Annotated in this window: 21 protein-coding genes and 1 tRNA gene; 14 read left to right on the top strand and 8 right to left on the bottom strand. The window is 69.6% G+C overall.

Annotated elements, in window-relative coordinates:
• The first annotated feature begins 108 nt into the window (after nt 1–108).
• Nucleotides 109–786 carry a cell wall hydrolase gene (locus OXQ95_RS00365; protein ID WP_267378179.1) on the top strand — a complete coding sequence of 226 codons (678 nt, stop codon included), beginning with the start codon at nt 109–111 and terminating at the stop codon, nt 784–786.
• Nucleotides 787–872: 86 nt separating this feature from the next.
• Nucleotides 873–1,370 carry an MmcB family DNA repair protein gene (locus OXQ95_RS00360; protein WP_242097312.1) on the top strand — a complete coding sequence of 166 codons (498 nt, stop codon included), beginning with the start codon at nt 873–875 and terminating at the stop codon, nt 1,368–1,370.
• Nucleotides 1,371–1,520: 150 nt separating this feature from the next.
• On the opposite strand, the gene OXQ95_RS00355 is transcribed toward OXQ95_RS00360, so the two are convergent.
• Entirely contained in the window at nt 1,521–2,132 is a 612-nt protein-coding gene (locus tag OXQ95_RS00355) for an ankyrin repeat domain-containing protein (protein ID WP_267378175.1), read from the bottom strand.
• A gap of 94 nt (nt 2,133–2,226) precedes the next feature.
• On the opposite strand from OXQ95_RS00355, the gene OXQ95_RS00350 reads away from it, so the two are divergent.
• From OXQ95_RS00350 to OXQ95_RS00340, 3 genes are read left to right on the top strand one after another with little or no spacing between them, the layout of a single operon-like run.
• On the top strand, nt 2,227–2,790 hold the full coding sequence (locus tag OXQ95_RS00350) for an SCO family protein (RefSeq protein ID WP_242097502.1): 564 nt from the start codon (nt 2,227–2,229) through the stop codon (nt 2,788–2,790).
• The gene (locus OXQ95_RS00345; RefSeq protein ID WP_242097314.1) at nt 2,790–3,221 is read left to right on the top strand and encodes a YcgN family cysteine cluster protein; all 432 of its coding nucleotides are present in this window, start codon (nt 2,790–2,792) and stop codon (nt 3,219–3,221) included. Before OXQ95_RS00350 ends, OXQ95_RS00345 begins: the two co-directional genes overlap by 1 nt.
• Nucleotides 3,222–3,235: 14 nt before the next feature.
• Nucleotides 3,236–3,910, top strand: a complete 675-nt coding sequence (locus OXQ95_RS00340; protein ID WP_242097503.1) for a SprT family zinc-dependent metalloprotease — start codon at nt 3,236–3,238, stop codon at nt 3,908–3,910.
• On the opposite strand, the gene OXQ95_RS00335 is transcribed toward OXQ95_RS00340, so the two are convergent.
• Genes OXQ95_RS00335 through OXQ95_RS00315 form a run of 5 tightly spaced genes read right to left on the bottom strand, consistent with a single transcriptional unit; the run spans nt 3,886 to nt 9,282 of the window.
• Nucleotides 3,886–5,976 carry a PBP1A family penicillin-binding protein gene (locus tag OXQ95_RS00335; RefSeq protein ID WP_267378171.1) on the bottom strand — a complete coding sequence of 697 codons (2,091 nt, stop codon included), beginning with the start codon at nt 5,974–5,976 and terminating at the stop codon, nt 3,886–3,888. The two genes, OXQ95_RS00340 and OXQ95_RS00335, sit on opposite strands and share 25 nt — an antisense overlap.
• 43 nt (nt 5,977–6,019) lie before the next feature.
• Nucleotides 6,020–6,433: a peptide-methionine (R)-S-oxide reductase MsrB gene (msrB, locus tag OXQ95_RS00330; RefSeq protein WP_242097316.1), complete on the bottom strand. Its 414-nt coding sequence runs from the start codon at nt 6,431–6,433 to the stop codon at nt 6,020–6,022.
• A 40-nt stretch (nt 6,434–6,473) separates the two neighbouring features.
• On the bottom strand, nt 6,474–7,559 hold the full coding sequence (locus tag OXQ95_RS00325) for an FAD-dependent monooxygenase (protein WP_267378168.1): 1,086 nt from the start codon (nt 7,557–7,559) through the stop codon (nt 6,474–6,476).
• A complete protein-coding gene (locus OXQ95_RS00320; RefSeq protein ID WP_267378165.1) occupies nt 7,538–8,224 on the bottom strand; it encodes a methyltransferase domain-containing protein in 687 nt (228 codons plus the stop codon). The genes OXQ95_RS00325 and OXQ95_RS00320 overlap by 22 nt, the downstream gene beginning before the upstream one ends.
• Nucleotides 8,221–9,282 (bottom strand): type III polyketide synthase, encoded by a 1,062-nt coding sequence (locus OXQ95_RS00315; RefSeq protein ID WP_267378163.1) that lies wholly within the window; start codon nt 9,280–9,282, stop codon nt 8,221–8,223. The genes OXQ95_RS00320 and OXQ95_RS00315 overlap by 4 nt, the downstream gene beginning before the upstream one ends.
• 303 nt (nt 9,283–9,585) lie before the next feature.
• Here OXQ95_RS00315 and OXQ95_RS00310 point away from each other — a divergent pair, with 303 nt between their 5' ends.
• The 8 genes from OXQ95_RS00310 (at nt 9,586) to OXQ95_RS00275 (ending at nt 19,332) form a co-directional block, all read left to right on the top strand.
• A complete protein-coding gene (locus OXQ95_RS00310) occupies nt 9,586–10,047 on the top strand; it encodes a hypothetical protein (RefSeq protein ID WP_242097320.1) in 462 nt (153 codons plus the stop codon).
• A gap of 271 nt (nt 10,048–10,318) precedes the next feature.
• Nucleotides 10,319–11,212, top strand: a complete 894-nt coding sequence (locus OXQ95_RS00305) for a hypothetical protein (protein WP_267378159.1) — start codon at nt 10,319–10,321, stop codon at nt 11,210–11,212.
• Between the two features lie 11 nt (nt 11,213–11,223).
• A complete protein-coding gene (locus tag OXQ95_RS00300; protein ID WP_242097322.1) occupies nt 11,224–11,694 on the top strand; it encodes a hypothetical protein in 471 nt (156 codons plus the stop codon).
• A gap of 36 nt (nt 11,695–11,730) precedes the next feature.
• A complete protein-coding gene (locus OXQ95_RS00295; protein ID WP_267378154.1) occupies nt 11,731–12,840 on the top strand; it encodes a hypothetical protein in 1,110 nt (369 codons plus the stop codon).
• A gap of 69 nt (nt 12,841–12,909) precedes the next feature.
• Nucleotides 12,910–17,895, top strand: a complete 4,986-nt coding sequence (locus OXQ95_RS00290; RefSeq protein ID WP_267378151.1) for a hypothetical protein — start codon at nt 12,910–12,912, stop codon at nt 17,893–17,895.
• Nucleotides 17,892–18,413 carry a hypothetical protein gene (locus tag OXQ95_RS00285; RefSeq protein ID WP_242097325.1) on the top strand — a complete coding sequence of 174 codons (522 nt, stop codon included), beginning with the start codon at nt 17,892–17,894 and terminating at the stop codon, nt 18,411–18,413. The genes OXQ95_RS00290 and OXQ95_RS00285 overlap by 4 nt, the downstream gene beginning before the upstream one ends.
• A gap of 2 nt (nt 18,414–18,415) precedes the next feature.
• A complete protein-coding gene (locus tag OXQ95_RS00280; RefSeq protein WP_267378148.1) occupies nt 18,416–18,691 on the top strand; it encodes a hypothetical protein in 276 nt (91 codons plus the stop codon).
• 14 nt (nt 18,692–18,705) lie between these two features.
• The gene (locus tag OXQ95_RS00275) at nt 18,706–19,332 is read left to right on the top strand and encodes a PilZ domain-containing protein (RefSeq protein WP_267378146.1); all 627 of its coding nucleotides are present in this window, start codon (nt 18,706–18,708) and stop codon (nt 19,330–19,332) included.
• A gap of 20 nt (nt 19,333–19,352) precedes the next feature.
• On the opposite strand, the gene OXQ95_RS00270 is transcribed toward OXQ95_RS00275, so the two are convergent.
• Nucleotides 19,353–19,439: transfer RNA gene (locus tag OXQ95_RS00270), tRNA-Leu, on the bottom strand.
• Nucleotides 19,440–19,532: 93 nt separating this feature from the next.
• The gene (locus OXQ95_RS00265) at nt 19,533–20,330 is read right to left on the bottom strand and encodes an MJ0042-type zinc finger domain-containing protein (RefSeq protein WP_267378144.1); all 798 of its coding nucleotides are present in this window, start codon (nt 20,328–20,330) and stop codon (nt 19,533–19,535) included.
• A gap of 160 nt (nt 20,331–20,490) precedes the next feature.
• Here OXQ95_RS00265 and ftsE point away from each other — a divergent pair, with 160 nt between their 5' ends.
• Nucleotides 20,491–21,198 carry a cell division ATP-binding protein FtsE gene (gene ftsE / locus OXQ95_RS00260; RefSeq protein WP_242097329.1) on the top strand — a complete coding sequence of 236 codons (708 nt, stop codon included), beginning with the start codon at nt 20,491–20,493 and terminating at the stop codon, nt 21,196–21,198.
• Nucleotides 21,199–21,203 lie beyond the last annotated feature (5 nt).

Raw genomic sequence — 21,203 nt, 5'->3', positions numbered from 1 at the left:
GTTGTGCCGCTTCGGGTGCGATCCGGAACGGTTACGCAGTCGGGGGGATGCCCGGACGACCATCCTGATGGTCGGGTCCGTGGTCCAACCGCATAACAATTCGAGTGAATGACGATTTTGCAGCGCGCCGCGACCTTCGCGGTGATGACCTTTTCGCTTGCCGGGCTCGTGATGAGCACCCCCGGTAAAGCCACCGAGATCGATCGCGGCGCCATGGGCACCGCCATCATGGGCTCCACCGCCCTGATCGATTCGACGACCCAGGCGCTGTTCCGCGTCACGCCGCCCGCCCCGGCCGCGATCCCCGTTCTTCCCGCTGCCCCCGCCCAGGCCGATCCGGTTCAGCCCGTCGATGTGCCCAAGCCGCAGCCCGCCACCTTCGACAGCCTTGATGCCGCGGTCGCCGCGCAGGACACCAGCAGCGACGACGATGCCCGCTGCCTCGCCGGCGCAGTCTATTTCGAATCCAAGGGCGAGCCGCTCTCGGGCCAGCTCGCCGTCGCGCAGGTCATCATCAACCGCGCCAAGTCGGGGCGCTTCCCCACCTCCGTATGCTCGGTCGTGACGCAGCGCGGCCAGTTCTCGTTCGTGCACGCCGGGATCATCCCGTCGATCGACTCGTCGCGCGCCGCCTATCGCACCGCGCTCGCGGTCGCCAAGGTGGCGTTGCGCGCGGCTTGGGACAGCCCCGCGCCCGACGCGCTGTTCTTCCACGCGCGCAGCGTCTCGGCATCGGCCCGGATGACCAAGGTCGCCGCGATCGGCAACCACATCTTCTATCGCTGATCGTGCGGCGAGATCGCCGGTCGGATGGGGCCGTCGACGCGGTCGGCCCCTTGGCGGCGTTCGCATGATGTTCTAATCGGGCGGACATGATCGCGCCCTCCGCCGCCTGTCTGGACCATCCCGAGTCTTCGCTCTGCGCCGCGGATGTGTGCCGCGGCGTGACGCGGATGCTGTTCCGCCACGATCTGATCGCCATTCCCGAAGTGCCGCTGGAAGGGGGGCGCCGTGCCGATCTGATGGCGATCGACGCGCGCGGGCAATTGGTGATCGTCGAGATCAAGGTCTCCCGCGCCGACCTGCTCGGCGACGGCAAATGGCCCGATTACCTCGCGCATTGCGACCGTTATTATTGGGCGGTGCCGGCCGGCTTCGATGCCACGCCGCTCGACGGCGCCGCGTTCCTGCCCGAGCGGACCGGCGTGATCGTCGCCGACCGCTATGACGCGGCGATCGTCCGCGAGGCGCACACGCTGCCGCTCGCCGCGCATGCCCGCAAACGGGGCACCCTGGCCTTTGCCCGTCGCGCGGCGCGACGGTTGGTGACGCTGGCCGATCCCGAGGCGGCGGTGCTGCCGCTCGCCTAGGATGTCATGATATTCTATGCTCCGTTCGCCCTGAGCCTGTCGAAGGGCCTGTCACGGATGCGATGGCTCCGTCGCAGAACGCGTGCTTCGACAAGCTCAGCACGAACGGATGAAAAACCGGATCGACCGATACGCATCCCGCTTCGGCGGTCAGAATTTCGGCCCGGCCACCGCGCGTTTGGCGGTCTTCGGCGTTTCGGCGAAGATCTTGGCGATCGGCAGGTTGCGCTGATCCTGCGTGGCATAATCGCGCGCGGACAGCCCGGCGAGCGAGTCGCGCTGGTCGGGATCGCTCCCGGCCGCCAGCAGCGCGCGCACCATCGCCAGGTCGCGGCGCTGCACCGCGCGGATCAGCGGCGTCTCGCCACCGGCATTGCCGAGGTTCGGATTGGCCTTGGCCTTGGCGAGCACCGGGATCATGTCCGTCTCGCCCTCGGTCACCGCCAGCAGCAGCGGCGTGTTGCCCTTGCCGTCGCGCAGATTGGGGTCCGCGCCCATCTGCAGCAGATAATTAAGATACGCCATGTCGCCGCGCTTGATGACGATGGCCAGCGCACCGTCGCCGCTCGTCACGTCGCGCGCGTTGACGATCGTGCTGCCGGGCTTGGACAAGGCCTGGATCACCTCGTCGTTCTTGCCGTCCTTCACCGCCTGGAGGAATTTATAGCCCTGAGACTGCGAAAGCTGCGCGGACGCCGGCACGGCGGCGGCGAACAGGGCTGGCGCGATCAGCAGGGCGGCGGTGAGCGATGGACGCGGCATGGTGGCTTCCTGGCGAGAACGGACGGGATGACTTGCGCCGTGGTTGCTATCAGATCAAGGCTACGTCATGAACATGTCCCGAATGTTTCCGCTGATGGCGCTTGCACTGGCAGGCTGCGGTTCGCGCGCGGCCGAGCCTCCGGCGCACGCACCGCTGGCCGGCGCCGCGATCGGCGGCCCGTTCGCGCTGACCGACCAGAATGGCCGCACCGTCACCGACCGGGACTTCGCCGGGCGCTACCGCATCATGTATTTCGGCTACACCTTCTGCCCCGATGTCTGCCCCGTCGACATGCAGCATATCGGCGCGGCGATGCGCCTGCTGGAGACGAGCGATCCGAAGCTCGCGGCGCGGATCGTGCCCGTCTTCGTCAGCGTGGATCCGGCGCGCGATACGCCGGCAGTGCTGAAGGCGTTCGTCGGCGCCTTCTCGCCGCGCATCGTCGGCTTGACCGGCAGCGCGCCGGCGATCGCCAAGGTCGCGAAAGAATATGGCGTCTATTATGCCAAGGGCGATCCCGCGCCCGGCGGCGGTTACATGGTCAATCACAGCCGCGTCGCCTTTCTGATGGATCCTTCCGGCAAACCGCTGGTGCTCCTGCCCAGCGAACAGGATCCCCAGGCGATCGTCGCCGAGATCGAGCGTTGGGCGCACTGATGGACCGGTTCTGGGAACGCCCGATCGAGACGCTGGACCGCGGCCAGTGGGAGGCCCTGTGCGACGGATGCGGCAAATGCTGCATCCACAAGCTGGAGGACGAGGAGACGGGCGAGCTCGTGCCCACCAATGTCGCATGCCGGCTGCTCGATCGGCGCAGCGGCCAATGTTCCGATTACCGCAACCGGCGTGCCTATGTGCCCGAATGCGTGCGGCTGACGATGGGCAATGTGCGCGGGATCGACTGGTTGCCCTCGACCTGCGCCTATCGGCTGCGTGCGGCAGGCGATCCGCTGCCGGGCTGGCATTATCTCGTGTGCGGCGACCGCGAGGCGGTGCACCGCGCCGGGCAGTCGGTGCGCGGCTGGACGGTCAGCGAGGACGATGTCGGCGAGGATCTGGAGGATTTCGTCGTCGACCGCATCCTTTGAGCGGCGGATCGGCGGTGATCGAGGGGCTAGAGGTCGTTCGCCACGCGCGCGCACGGCGGACACGGCTGTCGATCGATCCGGCCAGTGGGCGCGTGCGGCTGACGCTGCCGCCGCGTGCCGCGCTAAAGCCCGCGCTCGCCTGGGCGGAGGGCAAGGTGGAATGGGTGGCGGAGCAGCGCGCGCGGCTGCCGCCCGCGCAGCCGATCGTGCCGGGCATGACGATGACGGTGGCGGACGCGCCGATCCGGCTCGACTGGCAGGACGGCGCGCGCCGCACCTTGTTGCGTGACGGCGACCGGCTCTGCGCGCAGGGGCCGGTGGAGACGCTGCCGCGACGCGTCCATGCGTGGCTCGCCCGGATCGCCCTCGACCTGCTGACGCGCGAAACCGCCGAATATGCGGCCAAGGCGGGCGTCACCGTAGCGAAGGTCGCGGTGGGCGATGCGCGCGGGCGGTGGGGCAGTTGCGCGTCGAGCGGCACGATCCGCTATAGCTGGCGGCTGATCCTGGCGCCCGGCTGGGTCCGCCGTGCCACCGTCGCGCACGAGGTCGCGCACCGGGTACACATGAACCACGGCGCGGCGTTCCACGCGCTCGTCGCCGATCTCTATGGCGAGGATCCGACGCCTGCACGCGCATGGCTGCGCGCGCATGGCGCCGCGCTTCACGGGTTCGGCCGGTCGTCCTGAGGCGCCCGCTCGCGCGGAGCGGGCGGCGCGGTGCGGCGGGGATCGCGGCCGGTCACGCGGTCGATCCAGTCCTGGTTGAGCTCCTGGCGCGGCGGCGCGGAATCGGCATCGTCGCTGGGCGCCGGCGCGCGCGGGTCGGGTGCGGGGCCGTCGTCGGCGGGCTGGGCGGGTGCGGTCTGCACGGGGTTGCCGTCGGCATCCACTGCCATGCCGTTGTCGGGCTGGCCGAAATAGGCGTCTTCCTCGTTGCCGAGCTGCCATTCGGGCATCGTCACCTGAGTCTCGAACTGTTCGATCGGCCGGTTGGCGGTGGCGGGCTTCATGAAGGCGGCGAACGCGTGGGCGGGCGCGGTGCCGCCGTGTAACCCCGCGATCGGCCGGGCATCGTCGCGGCCCATCCAGACGCCGGTGGTCAGGCCGCTGGAGAATCCCAGGAACCAGCCGTCCTTGTTCGACGTGGTTGTGCCCGTCTTTCCCGCGACCGGGCGGCCGATCTGCGCCTGGCGGCCGGTGCCGGTGTTCACCGCGGTCTGCAGCAGGTCGGTCATCTCGGCGGCGACATAGGGCGCGACGAGCACATGGCTGCGATCCACTTCGTGCGTGTAGATCGTCTGGCCGTTCGCGGTCACGCGGGTGATGCCATAGGGCGTCACCGCGATCCCGTTCGACGCCACGCTGGCGAACGCGCGCGTCATGTCGATCAGCCGCACGTCCGAGGTGCCGAGTACCATCGAGGGATGCGTGTTGACGGGCGTGGTGATGCCGAACCGGCGCGCCATGTCGGCCACGGTCGAAAAGCCCACCTCCTGCCCGAGCTTCGCCGCGACGGTGTTGAGCGAATAGGCAAAGGCGGTGCGTAGCGAAACCGGGCCGCTATTGTGCCGCGAATCGTTGCGCGGACTCCACCCGTCGATCGTGACGGGTTCGTCGACGATCGTGTCGCCGGGCTTGTGCCCCGCCTCCAGCGCGGCGAGATAGACGAACAGCTTGAACGCCGATCCCGGCTGGCGGACGGCCTGGGTCGCGCGGTTGTAGATCGACGACACATAGTCGGTGCCGCCGACCATCGCGCGCACCGCGCCGTCGCGATCGAGGCTGACGAGCGCGCCCTGCGCGCCGGCGGGCACGTTCTGCTGGACGGCGGCATCGCCCATCCGCTGCATGGCAGGGTCGAGCGTCGTCCACACCTCCAGCGGCGCGGTCGTTTCATCGATCAGCGTGTCGAGCTGCGGCAGCGCCCAATCGGTGAAATAGCGCACGCTGTTCTGCTTGGCCTCGGGCGCGAGCTTCAGGCCGTGCGGATCGGCGGCCTCTGCCTCGCTCGCGCTGATATAGCCGTTGCGCTCCATCTGCGCGATCACGACGCCCGCGCGGCCGACCGCCGCGGTGGCATCCGCAGTGGGCGAATAATTGGAGGGCGCCTTCACCAGCCCGGCGATCACCGCGGCCTCGGCCAGGCTTAGCTGGTCGGCGCCATAACCGAAGAATTTGCGGCTCGCGGCGTCGATGCCGTACGCGCCACCGCCATAATAGACTTTGTTTAGATAGAGTTCGAGGATCTGGTCTTTGCTGAACTTGCGTTCGAGCGCGAGCGCCAGGATCCATTCGCGGAACTTGCGGCCGAACTTCTTCTGGCTGGAGAGGAACACGTTGCGCGCGAGCTGCTGCGTGATCGTCGAGCCGCCCTGCACCCAATGGCCGCGCTGGAACCGCACCTCGACCGAACGCGCCACGCCGATCGGATCGACGCCGATATGCGAACGGAAGCGGCGATCCTCGACCGCCACCGTCGCGTCGCGCATCACCTGCGGGATCCGGTCATAGGGAATCCACTCGCCGAAGCTCGGGCCGAGCGACACGAGCACGCTGCCATCGGCGGCATGGACGCGGATCATCTGGCCGTTGGGCGAGGATTTCAGCTCGTCGAAGCTCGGCAATTGCTCGCGCGCGACATACACCGCGATGGCGAGACCGATCGCGGCCATGACCGCCAGACCGACAAGGACCTGCACCAGCCGAACGAAGCGGCGGCGCCAGGGGGAACGAGGGGTACGCGCACGGGCCATTTGCCATGCGCGGTTACGCGTTAAGCGCGGCGCCTACAAGCGGTCACGCAGTGGCGGTGCCCGGCGCCCGCGCGCGAAATTCGAGCGCGATCGAATTCATGCAATAGCGAAGCCCGGTAGGCGGCGGCCCGTCGGGAAAGACATGGCCGAGATGGCTGTCGCAGCGCGCGCAGCGCGTTTCGGTGCGAGTCATGCCGTGGCTGGTGTCGCTATGGTCGCTCACCGCATCGGGGCGGATCGGCCGGGTAAAGCTCGGCCAGCCCGAGCCCGAATCGAACTTGTCCGCGCTCTCGAACAGATCGTTCGCGCAGGCCGCACACCGATAGAGGCCGGGCAGCTTGTTGTCGGTCAGCACGCCGGCGAAGGCCCGCTCCGTGCCCGCCTCGCGCAGCACATGATATTGGGCGGGCGTCAGTTTCCTGCGCCACTCGGCTTCAGAGAGATTGAGCTGGTCCATGACGCCCATGTTCGTGCGTGGGCCGGATCGGGTCAAGCCGCTACGGCGCGATCCGGGTCAGCTTTGCCATGATCTGGATCAGGTCCGGCCCCGCCAGGCCCGTGGCCAGCGGCGCGAACCGGCTCTCCATGACGCGGCGAACGAGCCCGGCCACGCCGATCGGCCGCGCGAGCCGCCGCGCAAACCCATGTTGCCACGCCGCCGCCCCGGCGGCCCCGCCGTCGCGATAGGCGGCGGCGGCGGCGATGCCGCTGGCGATCGCGATCCCCATGCCCTCGCCCGCGAGCGACGGGATCACCCCCGCCTGATCGCCCAGCCGGAACAGTCCCGCCGAGCCGCCGCGTTCGCGCCAACCATAGGGGACGTTGGCGATCGCATCGATCCGCGCGCCATCGTCCGCGAACGCGATCCGCTCGCCCAGTGCGGGATGCGCGCGCGCGAGTTCGGCGAGCAGCCCCCGCGGATCGCCCGCCGCGCGCAACCGCGAGCGGTGGACGGCCATACACAGATTGGCGGCGCCATCCTCCTGAAGCGCGATGCCGGCATAGCCGCGGTCGAACAGGTGAAGCTCGACCGCATCGCCCACCATCCGTGCCAGGGCCGGATGCGGCGCGAGCCGGATGCGTAGCCCGAGCGTGGGATCGTCGCCGCGCGCCGTCTCGGGGCGGGCCAGCCCGCGGACATCGTGTTTGCCGCTGGCGAGGAACAGCGCGTCGGCGGCGATCGTGGCGCCGTCCGCGGTGCGCGTGCCATCGGCGTCGATCGCGCGCACCTCCACGCCGCGTTCCACTGCCGCCCCCTCGGCGACGGCGGCGGCGAGCATCACGGTATCGAGGCGGCGGCGCGACACCGAGAGCCCGGGTTGCGGCAGCGCGGCTTCGCGGACGCGCGATCCGGCGAACAGCCGCACCCGGCCGACGCGCACCGGGTTGAGTGTATCGGCCGCGATCCCGAGCCGTTCGAGCGATTCCAGCGTCCGCCAACTGAGAAAGCCGCCGCACAGCGCATCGCCCGTCTCGCGCGCCCGCTCGACGAGCAGATGCGGCAGGCGCGCGCGCGCCAGGCCGATCGCGGTCGCCGCGCCCGCGGGCCCGCCGCCGACGATCAGCGCCGGCGTTCGACGCACAGCCGGAACGGAAAGGCGCGGAACACGCGGGCGTCGGCAATCCCCGCCTCGGCGAGGATCGGCGCCCATTCGGCGGGCCGATAGGAGCGCGCGATCGACAGCGTGCCGTCGTGGCGGACGATCGGGTGCCAGCGCGCGAGCGTCGCCAGCAGGGGAAAGCCGCGATGCGCGAAGCCATGGCGGTGGAGATCGTTGACGAACCATCCGGCCGTCGCATGCGCCTCCATGAAGCGGAGGAACGCGACGAGCTGCGCATGGCTCATATGATGCGCGACGAGGCTGCTGACGATCGCATCCCAAGGCTCGCCGCCCAGCGCGGCATAATCGCCGGTCAGGTAGCGGATCGGCAGATCGGCCGGGGTATGCGCGCGCGCCGCGGCCTCGCTGCGCGGATTGAGGTCGATGCCGACCAGCTCCGCCGCAATCCCGCGCCGCTGCGCCCAATGCGCGATCCGCCGCAGCATGTCGCCGTCGCCAAACCCCACGTCCAGCAGGCGCAGCCGCTTCGTCCGGATCGCGCGCATCAGGAACGCGAGCGTCGGCCGCGCGGCCAGGGTCGCGCGGTTCACCTTCGCCAGATCGCCGACCACCGCGGCATAGGTGCCGGCGTCGAGATCGTCGGCGTCCATCAGCTCTTCGGCCTCGGCCCGCACGCGCAGGCTCATGCGGCGCTCTGGAAGGCGAAGCCCTCGGCCGCGAGCCCGGGACCGAAGGCGAGCGCCACGCCGTTTTCCACGCGCGGCCCGGCCAGCAGCCGCTCGAGCACGAACATCAGCGTCGCCGACGACATGTTGCCGTTCGCCGCCAGCACCGCGCGCGAGTCGTCGAGCGCGTCGGGGGCCAGATGAAGCGCATTCTCCACCGCATCAAGGATCGAGCGCCCGCCGGCATGGACCGCCCAGCCGTCGATCGTCGCGGGTGCGCGGCCCCCCGTCGCGGCGGCGGCGAATTCCGGCTCGGCGAGTGCTTCGGCGATCCGGCCCGGCACCGCGCCCGAGAGGTGCATGGCGAAGCCGGTATCGGTGATCGCCCAGCGGATCAGCTCCGCCGAATCGGGCAGGGTGGTCGCGAACGGCGTGTCGAGCGCGAAGCCGGCGGGATCGGCGGTGACGAGCCCGGCCGCGGCGCCGTCGCCGAACTGGAGCATCGCCAGCAGCGGCTCGATCGCGTGCGCATCCTGGAGGTGGAGCGTCGACAACTCGACGGTCAGCACGAGAACGCGCGCATCCGGATCGGAGCGGACGATGTGCCGCGCGCTGCGCAGCGCGGCGACCGCGGCATAACAGCCCATGAAGCCGATCAGCAGCCGCTCGACCTGCGGGGGCAGGCCGATCGCCTGCGCCACGATCTGGTCGATCCCGGGCGCCACGAAACCCGTGCAGCTCGCGACCACGAGATGCGTGATCCCGTCGAGCGCGATACGGTCCGCAAGGGCGGCAATGGCGGCGATCGCCAGTCGCGGCGCTTCCTCGGCATAGATCGCCATGCGGCTGGCGGTGCCGGGCATGCCCTCGGCATAGAAGCCGCCCGGGCCGACGGGCGATCCCGCATCCCCGATTCGTGGCAGTACGGACCAGCGATGGCCGATCCCGGCGCGCGCCGCCATCCGATCGAACAGCCGCAGCGTTTCCGGCGCAACCCGCGTGCGCGCCCAGCCGATGAAGGCGGCATGGATGTCGTGATCGGGCACCGCGCTGGCGACGGCATTGAGATAGGCGGTCACGAAATCCTTTCCGGTGCGAGATGCGCCAACGTTCGGGGAGCGGAGTTCGTGCCCTGAACGGTGCGGGTGGCCGGCTCTTTCTGGGCTGTGGTCACGCGTTATCCCTTATCGGAGATACGGCCATGCCGATAATGCATATCCTTCTGGATGCGGTTTTGACGAAAATACGGATTTCCAATTGCTTCGGCCATAGCCAGCGTCGGCGCATCGCGTTACGTTTGCATAGACGCACAAGGATACTGACCGGATAAATACCATTTCGGTGCGAAATCTTGGGCGAGGGGGCGAGCGAAAGGTGACGCTTTGGAACAGGAAGCGGTAGTCGCGCTTATCAAGGATCTGACGACCCGCCTGCACGCGGTCGCGGCGGAATTTAGCGGCCGGGCCGAGCAGGCCGTGGTCGTACGCGGATCCGATGAAGCTGGAGCGGCAAACATCGATCATCGCGCGCGCGCGGTACGTCTGCTCGACGAGCGCCGCGCCCGGCGCGATTTCCTGCCCGACGAACTGTTCCACGAACCGGCATGGGACATGCTGCTCGCGCTCTATGTCGCGCATGTCGATCGGCGGACGCTGAACGTGAAGACGCTCGTCGCCTGCGCGGATGCGCCCGTCACCACGTCGCAGCGGTGGATCGATCACCTTGCCAAGCTGAAGCTGCTCGATCGGGTAGCCGATCCGCTCGACCGGCGCCGGATCGAAGTGTCGCTGAGCGATACCGGCGTGGCGGCAGTCAGCCGCTATCTGGAGCATGCCGTCCGCTGAGCGCGCGCGATGCCGGCCCTGAGGTCCGCCGCTGATCCACGCCGATCGACATGATTTCAAAATATTCGAACAAGATGGAACCGACGTCGGCCCGATGGGTTTGGCAGTCGTTCCAGGCAGCGATAATAAAACCACGGTGGTTCTTCAGTAGAACCACTTTCACTATCGTTGTCAAAACGATTTAAAAGTCTTTAATTAACAACGGTCAGCCATTTTTGTTTGCGACATCGAGTCGGAGGCAAAGATGGCGGCATCGCACAAGCATGGCAGGATGAGCGGAGGTGCCACGGCGCTTTCGGTCGCCATGGCCGTGCTTGCGGCTTCGCCCGCCTGGGGTACCGATGCGGGCAGCCGGATCACCAACATCGCCACGGCGCGTTACGGTTCGGCGGGCGCGATCCAGGCGGTCGACTCGAACAGCGTCGCGCTGATCGTCGCCGAACGGCTCGACGTCACGCTCGCGCGCGCCGCCACCGCTCCGCTGCCCCAGGGCGCCGGCACGCCCGTCGCCGTGCTGCTCGCGAACGGCGGCAACGGCCATGAGGCGTTCGCCATCCAGGTTTCCGGCGTTGCCGGCGGCGCGGCGACGGTCGCGATCGATCGCGACGGCGATGGCCGCTACGATCCTGCGGTCGATACGGCGCTGACCGACGGCCACACTCCCGAGATCGCCCCCGGCGCCACGCTGGCGCTCGTCATCGTCGCCGATACCGGCGCGGTCGCGCCCGGCGGCGTGGTGACGATCGGCGCCGTGGCGCTCACCGGTTCGGGAACGCCCGGCACCGTCATCGCCGATCGCGGCGACGGCGGCGGCGACGCGGTGGTCGGCGTAACCGGCGCCGCGGCCACGCTCGCCATCCCCGTCGCCGCGGCCGCGCCGCCCACGCTCGTCAAGTCGCAGAGCGTGCTCGCCCCCGACGGCAGCAGCCGCCCGGTGCGCGGCGCGATCGTCACCTATGTGCTCGACGCCGGGTTCGCGGTGGCGGCCGACGATGCGCGGATCGACGATCCGGTGCCCGCCGGCACCCGCTATGTCGCGGGCTCGCTGCGCCTCGACGGCGTCGCGCTGGCCGATGCCGGGGACGGCAGCGCCGTCCATGTCGCGCTCGGCCCGGTGCCGCGCCCGGTCACCCGCCGCATCCAGTTTCAGGTTCAGATCCAATGAGGAGTTCATCCATGCCCGTGCATCCCCTGATCGCCCTTGCCGTCGCGACCCTGAGCGCCGCACCCGCGCTCGCCGGCCCGTTGCAGGTCACCAGCACCGTGCTGGTCGAGACGCGCACCGCCGCGGCGGACGGCACCACGCGGGTCGCGCTGGCCAAGCCCGCGCGCGTCGTGCCCGGCGACCGCGTCGTCTTCGTGCTCGGCTATCGCAACACCGGCCGCGAGCCGATCGCGAACCTGGTGCTCGCCAACCCGCTGCCGCCTGCGATCGCCTACCGCGCACCGCGCGCCGGCTCGCCCGCCCCCGAACTGTCCGTCGACGGGCGCACCTACGGGACGCTCGCCGCCCTGACGGTCGCGCTGCCCGGCGGCGGCAGTCGCCCCGCCCGCCCCGACGACGTGACCGCGGTGCGCTGGCGGCTTTCCACCCCGCTCGCGGCCGGCGGGCAAGGCGAACTCGCCTTCCAGGCCGCGTTGAAGTGACCGCGTAACCCGCTCGCATAACAGGAGGATCCCATTATGATCGCAACCAGGCTCCGGTGCCTGCTGCTCGCCGGCAGTGCGCTGGCATGCGCCGGCACCGCGCATGCGCAATCCACGTCCGGCACCGCCGCCGGCACGCTCGTCAGCAACACCGCGCAGGCGAGTTTCACCGTCAACGGCACCGCGCAGACCGCAACGTCGAACACCGCGACCTTCGTGGTCGACCGCAAGGTGAACCTGACGGTCGTCGCGAGCCCCGCCACCAACACCCAGGTCAATCTGGGCCAGACCGGCGCGGTGCTGACGTTCAAGGTGACGAACAACACCAACGGCACGCAGGATTTCATCCTGTCGGCCGATCAGATCGTCTCGCTCGGCGTCCTTCCGGGCACCGACAATTTCGATGCGACGAACCTCAAGGTATTCGTCGATTCGAACGGCAACGGCACCTATGACCCAGGCACCGACACCGCCACGTTCATCGACGAACTGCCCGAGGACGGCACCGCGACCGTCTTCGTGGTCGGCGACATTCCCAATACGGCGGGCGAAAACCTCGCCTTCGTCTCGCTCCGCGCGACGGTGGCGACCGGCGGCACGTCGGGCACGCTGGGGGCCGCGCTGGTGCCGACCGACCTCAACATCCTGAACCAGGACAACACGGTCGACGTCGTCTTTGCCGACAATGATTCGGATGGCATCGGCCCGGATATCGCGCGCAACGGCCAGGCGCGGGCCTATCTCGCCTATGAAGTCGGCGTGCGCTCGGTGAACCTCACGGTCGTCAAGACCGCGCAGGTTCTCTCGGACGGCGTCAACGCGATCAATCCCAAGGCGCTGCCGGGTGCCGTCGTGCAATATTGCCTGACCGTCACCAACAGCACGTTGCTGGTGCCGGCCAACGGCGTCGCGCTGACCGACGTGATCCCCGCCAACACCAGCTATGTGCCCGGATCGATCACGGTTGGCGGCATCGGCGCTGGCGGCGCGTGCCTCGTCAGCGGCCTGCCGGTCGCCGACGATGGATCGACCACCGGCCTCTATGGCGGATCGTACAACACCAGCACCAAGACGGTGACGGCCACGATCCCGACGCTGGCCGGCGGCACGTCCGTCGCCGCCAGCTTCCGCGTGACGATCAACTAACACCCCCTTTCCCAAGAGGAACCGATCTTCCCGGCGCGCTCCCCCCCGCGCGCCGGGAAACCCTTCGCCATGCCCTTGTCCCATCGCCTCTTGCGCGCGCTCGCGCTGCTGCTCGGGCTCTGCTCCGCGTTTGCCGCGGCGGCCTTTGCGCAGACGCATGTCGAGAACACCGCCACGCTCACGGTGCGCAACGGCGCCGCCGAACAGCTGGTACGGTCGAACACCGTCGGCTTCGACGTGGCGATCGCCAAGCGCCCCACGGTGCTGAGCTTCCACCTGCCGCCCCCCGGCTATGCCTTTACCGGCATGGCGTGCGACACCGGCGGCAGCGTCCCGCAATTCACCCCCGCGCCGATCGATGCCGCCACCTATGCCGCCTCGCCGCTGGCCAAGGCGGTGGACATCTATACCGACATGATCCTGGTGCTCGACAATCAGGCCGGCAACCATGATCCGCTGACGCGCGAGACGGCGACGATCGCGGTTCAGGTCGGCACGATCCACACCACGCTGGTGCTGATCGAGACCGGGGCCGACACCGGCATCTTCGCCGGCGGCATCCCCGCGACCGCGACCGGCCGCTACCCCGCGCTCGATCCCTGCGAGATCCGCAACCAGCGTGGTGCCGCGATCACCCTGTCGTTCACCGAGGATGATTACAGCCTGGCCTCGACGATCCAGCTGCTGATCGATCCCGCCGGCCTGGTGTTCGATTCGGCCAACGGCCAACTCGTCGACGGCGCGACCGTCACACTGCTCGACGCACAGGGTCAGCCCGCCAGCGTCTATGGCGACGACGGCGTCAGCCGCTATCCCTCCACCGTGGTCAGCGGCGCGAGCGTCACCGATGCGCGCGGCCGTATCTATCCCGCCGAGACCGGCCGTTACCGCTTCCCCCTCGTGCCGCCGGGACAATATACGCTGAAGGTCGTACCGCCCGAAGGCTATGCCGCGCCGTCCAAGGTCGCGCACGCGACGCTCGCCGCGTTCAAGGATCCGTCCGGCCATCCTTTCGTGCTGAACGAGGCGAGCTATGGCGGGGTGCTGACGCTCGAGACGCCCGATCCGTTTTATGCCGATATCCCGATCGATCGCAGCGGCGATGCGCCGCTGCTGCTGACCAAGACCGCGTCGGTGCGCGATGCCTCGCCCGGCGACGTGATTCAGTATCGCCTGCAACTCGCCAATCGCGGCAAATCGCCCTCCGGCGCGCTCCATATCGCGGACACGCTGCCAATCGGGCTGCATTATACGCGCGGATCCACGCGCGGCGGTGCGGAGCCCGGCGTCACCCCCAATGGCCGCGATCTCGATTTCGCGGTGCCCGCGCTCGCGCCCGGTGCATCGGTCGAGCTCCGCTATCTGGTGACGGTCGCGCCCGGCGCGCCGGTCGGCGAGGCGCGCAACCGCGCCCAGGTCTCGGGCGGCGCCAGCAACGAAGCGATCGCGTCGGTGCGGCTGGGGGCGCTGCTCTTCACCGACGCGATGACGCTGATCGGCCGCGTGACCGAGGGCGCGTGCGGCGATCCCGTCGATCACCGGCGCGGCGTGCCCGGCATCCGGCTGCTGCTGGAGGACGGCACCTTCACCGTCACCGATCGCGACGGCCTCTACCATTTCGAGGGCGTCCGCCCCGGCACGCACGTCGTCCAGCTCGACACGCAGAGTGTGCCTGCCACGCATGCGCCGGTCGCCTGCGACCGCGATACGCGCAGCGCCGGCAGCGCGATCGCGCGCTATGTCGAGGCCAGTGGCGGCCTGATGAAGCGGGTCGATTTCCAGCTCGCGCCCACCGGCAAGGCCGCCGCGGCGGTGCAGCCTCTGCCGATCGCGGTCGCGGACGACGCCGTGGCCGCGGGCAACCGCGACTGGCTGGCGGGGCAGACGCCTGGCACCGGCTGGCTGTTCCCGGGTGAGGATTACAACCCGCGCGCGCCGGTGCTGCGCGTCGCGATCAAGCACGCCCCCGATCAGCGGGTCGCGCTTACCGTCAACGGCGCCCAGGTCGATCCGCTGAGCTTCGATGCCACCGACACCGATGGCCACGGCGTCGCGGTGTCGAAATGGAGCGGCCTGCCGCTGCTGGCGGGCGACAACCGTCTGGTCGCGCGGGTGCTCGATTCGCGGGGGGCGACCGTCGCCACGCTCGAGCGCGGCGTGCATGTCTCGGGCGCGGGCCGCACCGCGGTGTTCGATCCCGCGCACAGCCGGCTCGTCGCCGACGGTCTCACCCGCCCGCTGATCGCGGTGCGCGTGATCGACAAGGCCGGGCGTCCGGTGCAGGCGGGCACGCTGGTGCCGTTCCGCGTCGATGCGCCCTACACCGCCGCGATCGAGGCCGCGCTGGAACAGGGCCGCCAGCTCGCCGGCCGCGAGCGCAGCGCCACCACCGCGCGCGTCGTCGGCGACGACGGGCTGGCGTTCGTCGCGCTCCAGCCGACCACGCAGGCGGGCGCCGCGCACGTCACCGTGACGCTCACCGACGACAAAGTGGAGCGCAAGACCGAGATCCGCGCCTGGCTGGCGGCGAGCGCGCGCGACTGGACATTGGTCGGCTTCGGCAAGGGAACGCTCGGCTACAACGTGCTGCGCGCGCATGACGAGGCGCTGCCCCGCGCCGACCGCGACCGCGTCACTACAGATGGTCAGCTTGCGCTCTATGCCAAGGGTCGCGTGAAGGGATCGTGGCTGCTGACGATCGCCTATGACAGCAAGCGCGCCTATGATCCGACGCGCGGGCTGCTCGGCACGATCGATCCGAACCGCTATTACACCGTCTATGGCGATGGCGCGCTCCAGGGCTATGACGCGCCGACCCGCCGCAAGATCTATGTCCGTCTGGAACGCCGCGAGGCCTATGCGCTGTTCGGCGATTTCGAGACCGGCTTCACCGACACGCAGCTGCTGCGCTACGATCGCACGCTGAACGGCGTGAAGGCCGCCTATGAGGGCCGCCGGGTCCGCGCCACCGGTTTCGCCGCGCACACCGACCAGCGTTACGCGCGCGACGAGATCCAGGGCAGCGGCCTGTCCGGCCCCTATCGCCTGGCAGCGCGCGGCATCGTGCCCAACAGCGACAAGATCACGATCGAGGTGCGCGACCGTTTCCGTTCCGAGGTGATCGTCTCCAGCACGAGCCTCACGCGGCACATCGATTACGACATCGATCCCGACATGGGCACGATCCGCTTCCGCGAACCCGTGCTCGGCCGCGACGCCGCGCTCAACCCCGTCTTCATCGTCGTCGACTACGAGGTCGAGAGCGGCCAGTCCGCCAAGCTCGCCGCCGCCGCCCGCGTCGCGACGCGGCTGGCGGGCGACCGGGTCGAGCTGGGCCTGGGCGCGATCCGCGACGAGACGATCGGCCGCGCGACCGTGCTGGGCGCGGACGTAAAGGCGCACCTCACCCGGACGACCGAGATCCGCGCCGAATTCGCCGATGGCGGCAAGGGCGGGCTCGCCGCGGGCCATGCCTATCTGGCCGAGCTGGATCACCATGGCGGCCGGCTCGACATGCTCGGCTATGTCCGCCGGCAGGATAGCGGCTTCGGCGTCGGCCAGCAGAATTTCGTCGAGGCGGGCACGCGCAAGATCGGCTTCGACGCACATTGGCGGTGGAGCAATGCGCTCAGCGTCACCGCGGTGGCGTGGAATCAGGCGCAACTGGTGGGCGATGGCCAGCGCACCGCGGGCGAGGCGCGGATCGACTGGCGGCACGGCACCGACACGCTGTTCGCGGGCGTGCAGATCGCCGAGGATCGCGGGCTGGACGGCAAGGACCGCGATTCGCGCCTGCTGACGCTCGGCGGCAGCCGCGCGCTGTTCGACGGCGCGCTGGTGGTGGGCGGCCAGACGCAGTTCGCGCCGGGCGGCGACAAGGACAGCGTCGATTTCCCCATCCGCCACCAGCTCACCGCCTCGTACCGCGTCACGCCCGGCATCCGGCTGATCGGCGGCTATGAGATCGCCGACGGCGCCGATTTCGTCGCGCACACCGCGCGGCTGGGCTTCGACGTCGCACCGTGGACGGGTGCCAAGCTGATGAGCACGCTCAACCAGCAGGCGGTCGGCGAGAACGGCCAGCGCACCTATGCCCAATATGGCCTGTCGCAATCGCTGCCGCTCGGGCGGCGCTGGACGATCGACGCCACGCTCGATGCGAGCAGCACGATCAGCGGCCATATCGATCCGGGTGCGCAGGTGAACGCCTTCCAGCCGGCCGCCTCGGGCGGGTTCGTCGGGCAGGATCAGACCAATGGCCGCTATGCCGCCGCGACGCTCGGCGCCACCTATCGCGCGGCGCGCTGGTCGTGGAACGGCCGGCTCGAGCATCGCAGCTCGGATGCCAATGATCGCTGGGGGATCACCACCAACATGTTGCGCACGCTAGGCGAGGGGCGCACGCTCGCCTCCAGCATCAAGGCCTATACGCTGCGCGACGCGGCGGGCGCGCAGGGCACCTATGCCTCGGCCGACATCGCGCTGGCGCTGCGCCCGCTCGACAGCCGCTGGTCGCTGCTGGAACGGCTCGAACTGCGCCACGAACGCGCCGATGCGGGGCTGACCGACACCAATCTGCTGGGCGTGAGCGCCGGCGGCGTGGGCGATCAGGTGACGACGCGCGCGATCAACAATCTCGCGATCGATTATCGCAGCGGCGCCGAAGGCGCGCGCCATGCGCTGGAGGTGACCGTCTATTATGGCGCCAAATATATCGCCGGGCGCTTCGCCGACGACGCCTATACCGGTTTCGTCGACGTGACCGGGTTCGAACTGCGCCGCGACATCGGCCGCCGCTTCGACCTAGGTGTCGCCGGCTCGGTTCAGCATGGCTGGAGCGCGGGCGCCTTTTCCTTCAGCGGCGGCCCCTCGGCGGGGGTGTCGCCGGCGCCTAATGTCTGGATCAGCGCGGGCTATAACGTCGCGGGCTATCGCGACCGCGATTTCGAGGCGGATCGCTACACCCGGGCGGGCCCCTATGTGACGATGCGGCTGAAGTTCGATCAGGCGAGCCTCGGCCATGCCGCCCGGGCGTTGACGGGGCGCGGCTCGTGAAGCGCCTCCTGGCGCCTTTGCTCGCCGCCTTCGCCGCAGCCGTTGCGCCGGCCGCACCGCTCACGCTCGTCAAGTCGAGCAGCGTCGTCGCCGATTCGGTCAGCACCGCCAATCCCAAGGCGCTGCCGGGGGCGACGGTGGATTACGCGCTGATGGTCACCAATCCGGTCGCCAACGGAATCGCGCCCGTGGGGTCGATCGCAATCACCGAGACGATCCCCGCCACGGTGAAGCTGCGGATCGCCGATTATGGCGCGAGCGGCAGCGGCCCGGTGGAATTCGGGGACGGCAGCCTGCTCGGCACCGGCTTGCTCGCGACGGGGCTCGCCTATCGCTTCACGTCGCTGGCCAGCGCGAGCGACGGGCTGGAATTCTCCGACGGATCGAGCTGGGCCTATGTTCCCGTGGCCGACGCTGCGGGTTGCGATGCCCATGTGCGCGCGATCCGCGTGACGATGACGGGCACCCATGCCGCCGGCACCAGCTTTCGACTTCGCTACCGCGTACAGGTGAACTGACGATGCTTCTCCCTCTGCCTTCGCTTTCCGCCCCGCACCGAATCACCGACCGCGCCGATCTGGAGCGGCTCGCCGTAGAATTTGCCGCGATGACTCCCGGCGCGGCCGAGGAACTGATCGATTCGCTCGCCGCGCAGGCGATCGCGCGCTGGCGGCTGGACGACGCAACCATGTGGCAACGCGTGAAATTTCGCGCGCGCATGATCCGGGCGACGGCGCGGTCGCTTCCGGGTGAGCCGGCGCGGGCGCGACCGGCGCCGGCGGCGAAGGAAAATTAACCTGGATCGGGTACATGGGAATGATGGTCGGGATCGATGATGCGAACGCCGACGACGGCAATGCCGTACGGTCGGATCAGCGCCGCAAGGGCAAGCGCCACGCGCTGGTGCTGCTGGTCGGCAAGGTGATGCAGCGCGGCGAGATCTCCGCCTGCCTCGTCCACGACATCTCGCCGACCGGGCTGATGGCGCGCTTCACCGCCATGCCCGCGGTCGGCGACCGGATCGACGTCGAGGTGCGCGGCCTGCCGCCGATCGCCGCCACCGTCCGCTGGGTACGCGGCCCAAAGGCCGGCTGCGAATTCGACGAACGGCAGGACGTCGATGCGGTGTTCCGGATCAAGCGCGACGACGGGCTGGTGGCGCGCACGCCGCGCTTTCCCCTGGTCACCGCGGCGTCGCTGCGGTTGGGGGGCGAGCGGCTCAAGGCGCATGTGCTCGATATTTCGCCCGGCGGCGTGAAGCTGGAAAGCGCATCGCCCGTCCAGCGCGGCCAGGCCGGGCAGGTGACGCTCACCGACAGCGCGACCGCGTTGTTCGGCACGGTGTGCTGGGCCTATGACGGGCGCTTCGGCTTCCGCTTCGTGGCGCCGCTGCCGCTCGCCTCGCTCGCGCAGATCCTGGATGGATCGGGCGGCTGAGCCCCGGCTTTGCAGATAGGTGGTGCGGTCGAGAAGACTCGAACTTCCACGTCCTTTCGGACACAACGACCTCAACGTTGCGCGTCTACCAATTCCGCCACGACCGCACATGAACTCTGCCGGACCGGGCCGGCAGCAGGTAGGCGAGCGCCCCTAGCAGGGTGAAACCGGCGCTGCAACGTCCTTTCGTCGTCGGCGCCTCAGCGGCGCGTCTCGCCCGCGAAGCTCAGCTCCAGCCGCTTCGAATTTGAGGGCACGTCGAGCTTGGCCGAATTGAAGTCGATCGCGCCACCGGGCGCCAGCGTGCGCTGCTGCGGGGCGATCGTCCAGCTATACACCATCCGGCCCTGCGCATCGCGCAGCTCGGCGCGGATATCGGGCACCCGCTGGCGGCTGGCGGAGGGGTTGGTCACCTGGCCGCTCACCGCGAACAGCTCGGATCCGTTCTCCAACTGGCGGCGCTCGATCGGATTGTCCTTCAGGCGCAGCGCGGTTTCCTCGCTGCCGATGCCGAGCTTGCCGGCTAGGCCCGGCGTGCCCGAGAGCAGGATCGCGGCGACCGCGGCCAGCATCAGCAGCGCGCCGATCGTCGCGGCGATCGTCCACCGCCGCGTCATGTTGGCGCTGGCGCGGAACGGCGGCCGATGTGCGAAGGCATCGTAATCGGGGACGATCACCTCGGGCGCGGCGGAGGGCGCGGATGCGAACGCCGGCATCGCGATCGGCGAAGACGGGGGCGTGGCGGCGGACGGGAATGCGGGCGCCGCGACGGGCGAGGCGCCCGATGGCGCCGAGATGGGCGACGCGCCCGCGAATACCGGCTCCCCGCCCACCGGCGGCAGCGGCATCGCCGGCGGCTGGGGGCGCTCGGGCAGCGGCGCCGCCGGCTGGAACCAGCTGTGGCGGCAATTGGCGCAGCGCACCGTGCGTCCATCGACGCCGATCGCGCTGTCGGGCACCAGATAACGGGTGCTGCACTCGGGACATTCCAGAATCATGCGGACGCTTCACTCGAGGCCCACGGACGCGTGGCCTTCCCCCGGTCGGGAGCTTGCCACGCCGCGCGCGCGGCTGGCAAGCTTGAAGCGGCGCGGGCGGCGTGCGAAGGCGAATGGATCTTCTTGAGGCTCCGGCAGAAAGCGGCAAGCGGCTCCCGTCATGGCGAACATCGTCCAGTTCGAGAATGTCGGGTTGCGCTACGGCACGGGCCAGGAGACGCTGTCCGACATCAGCTTCACGCTCGGCAGCGGCGCCTTTTATTTCCTCACCGGCGCCAGCGGCGCGGGCAAGACCTCGCTGCTGAAGCTGCTCTATCTGGCGCAGCGCCCCAGCCGCGGCGTGATCCGGCTGTTCGGCGAGGATGCGGTGCTGCTCTCGCGCGGCCGGCTGCCCGGGTTTCGCCGGCGGATCGGCGTGGTGTTTCAGGATTTTCGGCTCGTGCCGCACCTGTCCGCGCACGACAATATCGCGCTTCCGCTGCGCGTGGCGGGCGTGCCCGAGGCGGACATCGTCCAGCCGGTGCGCGAGATGCTGGCCTGGGTGGGGCTGTCGGCCCGCGCCGACGCGCTGCCGTCCACGCTGTCCGGCGGCGAGCAGCAGCGCGTCGCGATCGCACGCGCGGTGATCGGCCGGCCCGAGATCCTGGTCGCCGACGAACCGACCGGCAATGTCGATCCCGACATGGCCGAGCGCCTGCTCCACCTGTTCGATTCGCTCAACCGGCTCGGCACCACCGTGGTGGTGGCGACGCATGATTTCCAGTTGCTCAGCCGCATCCCCGGCGCGCAGATGATGCGGCTGGACGGCGGCCGGCTGCTCGATCCGACCGGCGCGCTGCGCTATCCGCCGCCGCCGCGCGACCGATGAGGGCG

The organism is Sphingomonas sp. GC_Shp_6 (genome assembly GCF_026540835.1).
Lineage (GTDB): Bacteria > Pseudomonadota > Alphaproteobacteria > Sphingomonadales > Sphingomonadaceae > Sphingomonas.
This window is presented reverse-complemented; position numbering and strand designations above follow the sequence as displayed.

What these genes read in the sequence shown, in the direction of transcription:
- OXQ95_RS00365 (WP_267378179.1), top strand. Translation starts at nt 109, where the DNA reads ATGACGATTTTGCAGCGCGCCGCGACCTTCGCGGTGATGACCTTTTCG.
- OXQ95_RS00360 (WP_242097312.1), top strand. Translation starts at nt 873, where the DNA reads ATGATCGCGCCCTCCGCCGCCTGTCTGGACCATCCCGAGTCTTCGCTC.
- OXQ95_RS00355 (WP_267378175.1), bottom strand. Translation starts at nt 2,132, where the DNA reads ATGCCGCGTCCATCGCTCACCGCCGCCCTGCTGATCGCGCCAGCCCTG.
- OXQ95_RS00350 (WP_242097502.1), top strand. Translation starts at nt 2,227, where the DNA reads ATGGCGCTTGCACTGGCAGGCTGCGGTTCGCGCGCGGCCGAGCCTCCG.
- OXQ95_RS00345 (WP_242097314.1), top strand. Translation starts at nt 2,790, where the DNA reads ATGGACCGGTTCTGGGAACGCCCGATCGAGACGCTGGACCGCGGCCAG.
- OXQ95_RS00335 (WP_267378171.1), bottom strand. Translation starts at nt 5,976, where the DNA reads ATGGCCCGTGCGCGTACCCCTCGTTCCCCCTGGCGCCGCCGCTTCGTT.
- msrB (WP_242097316.1), bottom strand. Translation starts at nt 6,433, where the DNA reads ATGGACCAGCTCAATCTCTCTGAAGCCGAGTGGCGCAGGAAACTGACG.
- OXQ95_RS00320 (WP_267378165.1), bottom strand. Translation starts at nt 8,224, where the DNA reads ATGAGCCTGCGCGTGCGGGCCGAGGCCGAAGAGCTGATGGACGCCGAC.
- OXQ95_RS00305 (WP_267378159.1), top strand. Translation starts at nt 10,319, where the DNA reads ATGAGCGGAGGTGCCACGGCGCTTTCGGTCGCCATGGCCGTGCTTGCG.
- OXQ95_RS00300 (WP_242097322.1), top strand. Translation starts at nt 11,224, where the DNA reads ATGCCCGTGCATCCCCTGATCGCCCTTGCCGTCGCGACCCTGAGCGCC.
- OXQ95_RS00295 (WP_267378154.1), top strand. Translation starts at nt 11,731, where the DNA reads ATGATCGCAACCAGGCTCCGGTGCCTGCTGCTCGCCGGCAGTGCGCTG.
- OXQ95_RS00290 (WP_267378151.1), top strand. Translation starts at nt 12,910, where the DNA reads ATGCCCTTGTCCCATCGCCTCTTGCGCGCGCTCGCGCTGCTGCTCGGG.
- OXQ95_RS00280 (WP_267378148.1), top strand. Translation starts at nt 18,416, where the DNA reads ATGCTTCTCCCTCTGCCTTCGCTTTCCGCCCCGCACCGAATCACCGAC.
- OXQ95_RS00275 (WP_267378146.1), top strand. Translation starts at nt 18,706, where the DNA reads ATGGGAATGATGGTCGGGATCGATGATGCGAACGCCGACGACGGCAAT.
- OXQ95_RS00265 (WP_267378144.1), bottom strand. Translation starts at nt 20,330, where the DNA reads ATGATTCTGGAATGTCCCGAGTGCAGCACCCGTTATCTGGTGCCCGAC.
- ftsE (WP_242097329.1), top strand. Translation starts at nt 20,491, where the DNA reads ATGGCGAACATCGTCCAGTTCGAGAATGTCGGGTTGCGCTACGGCACG.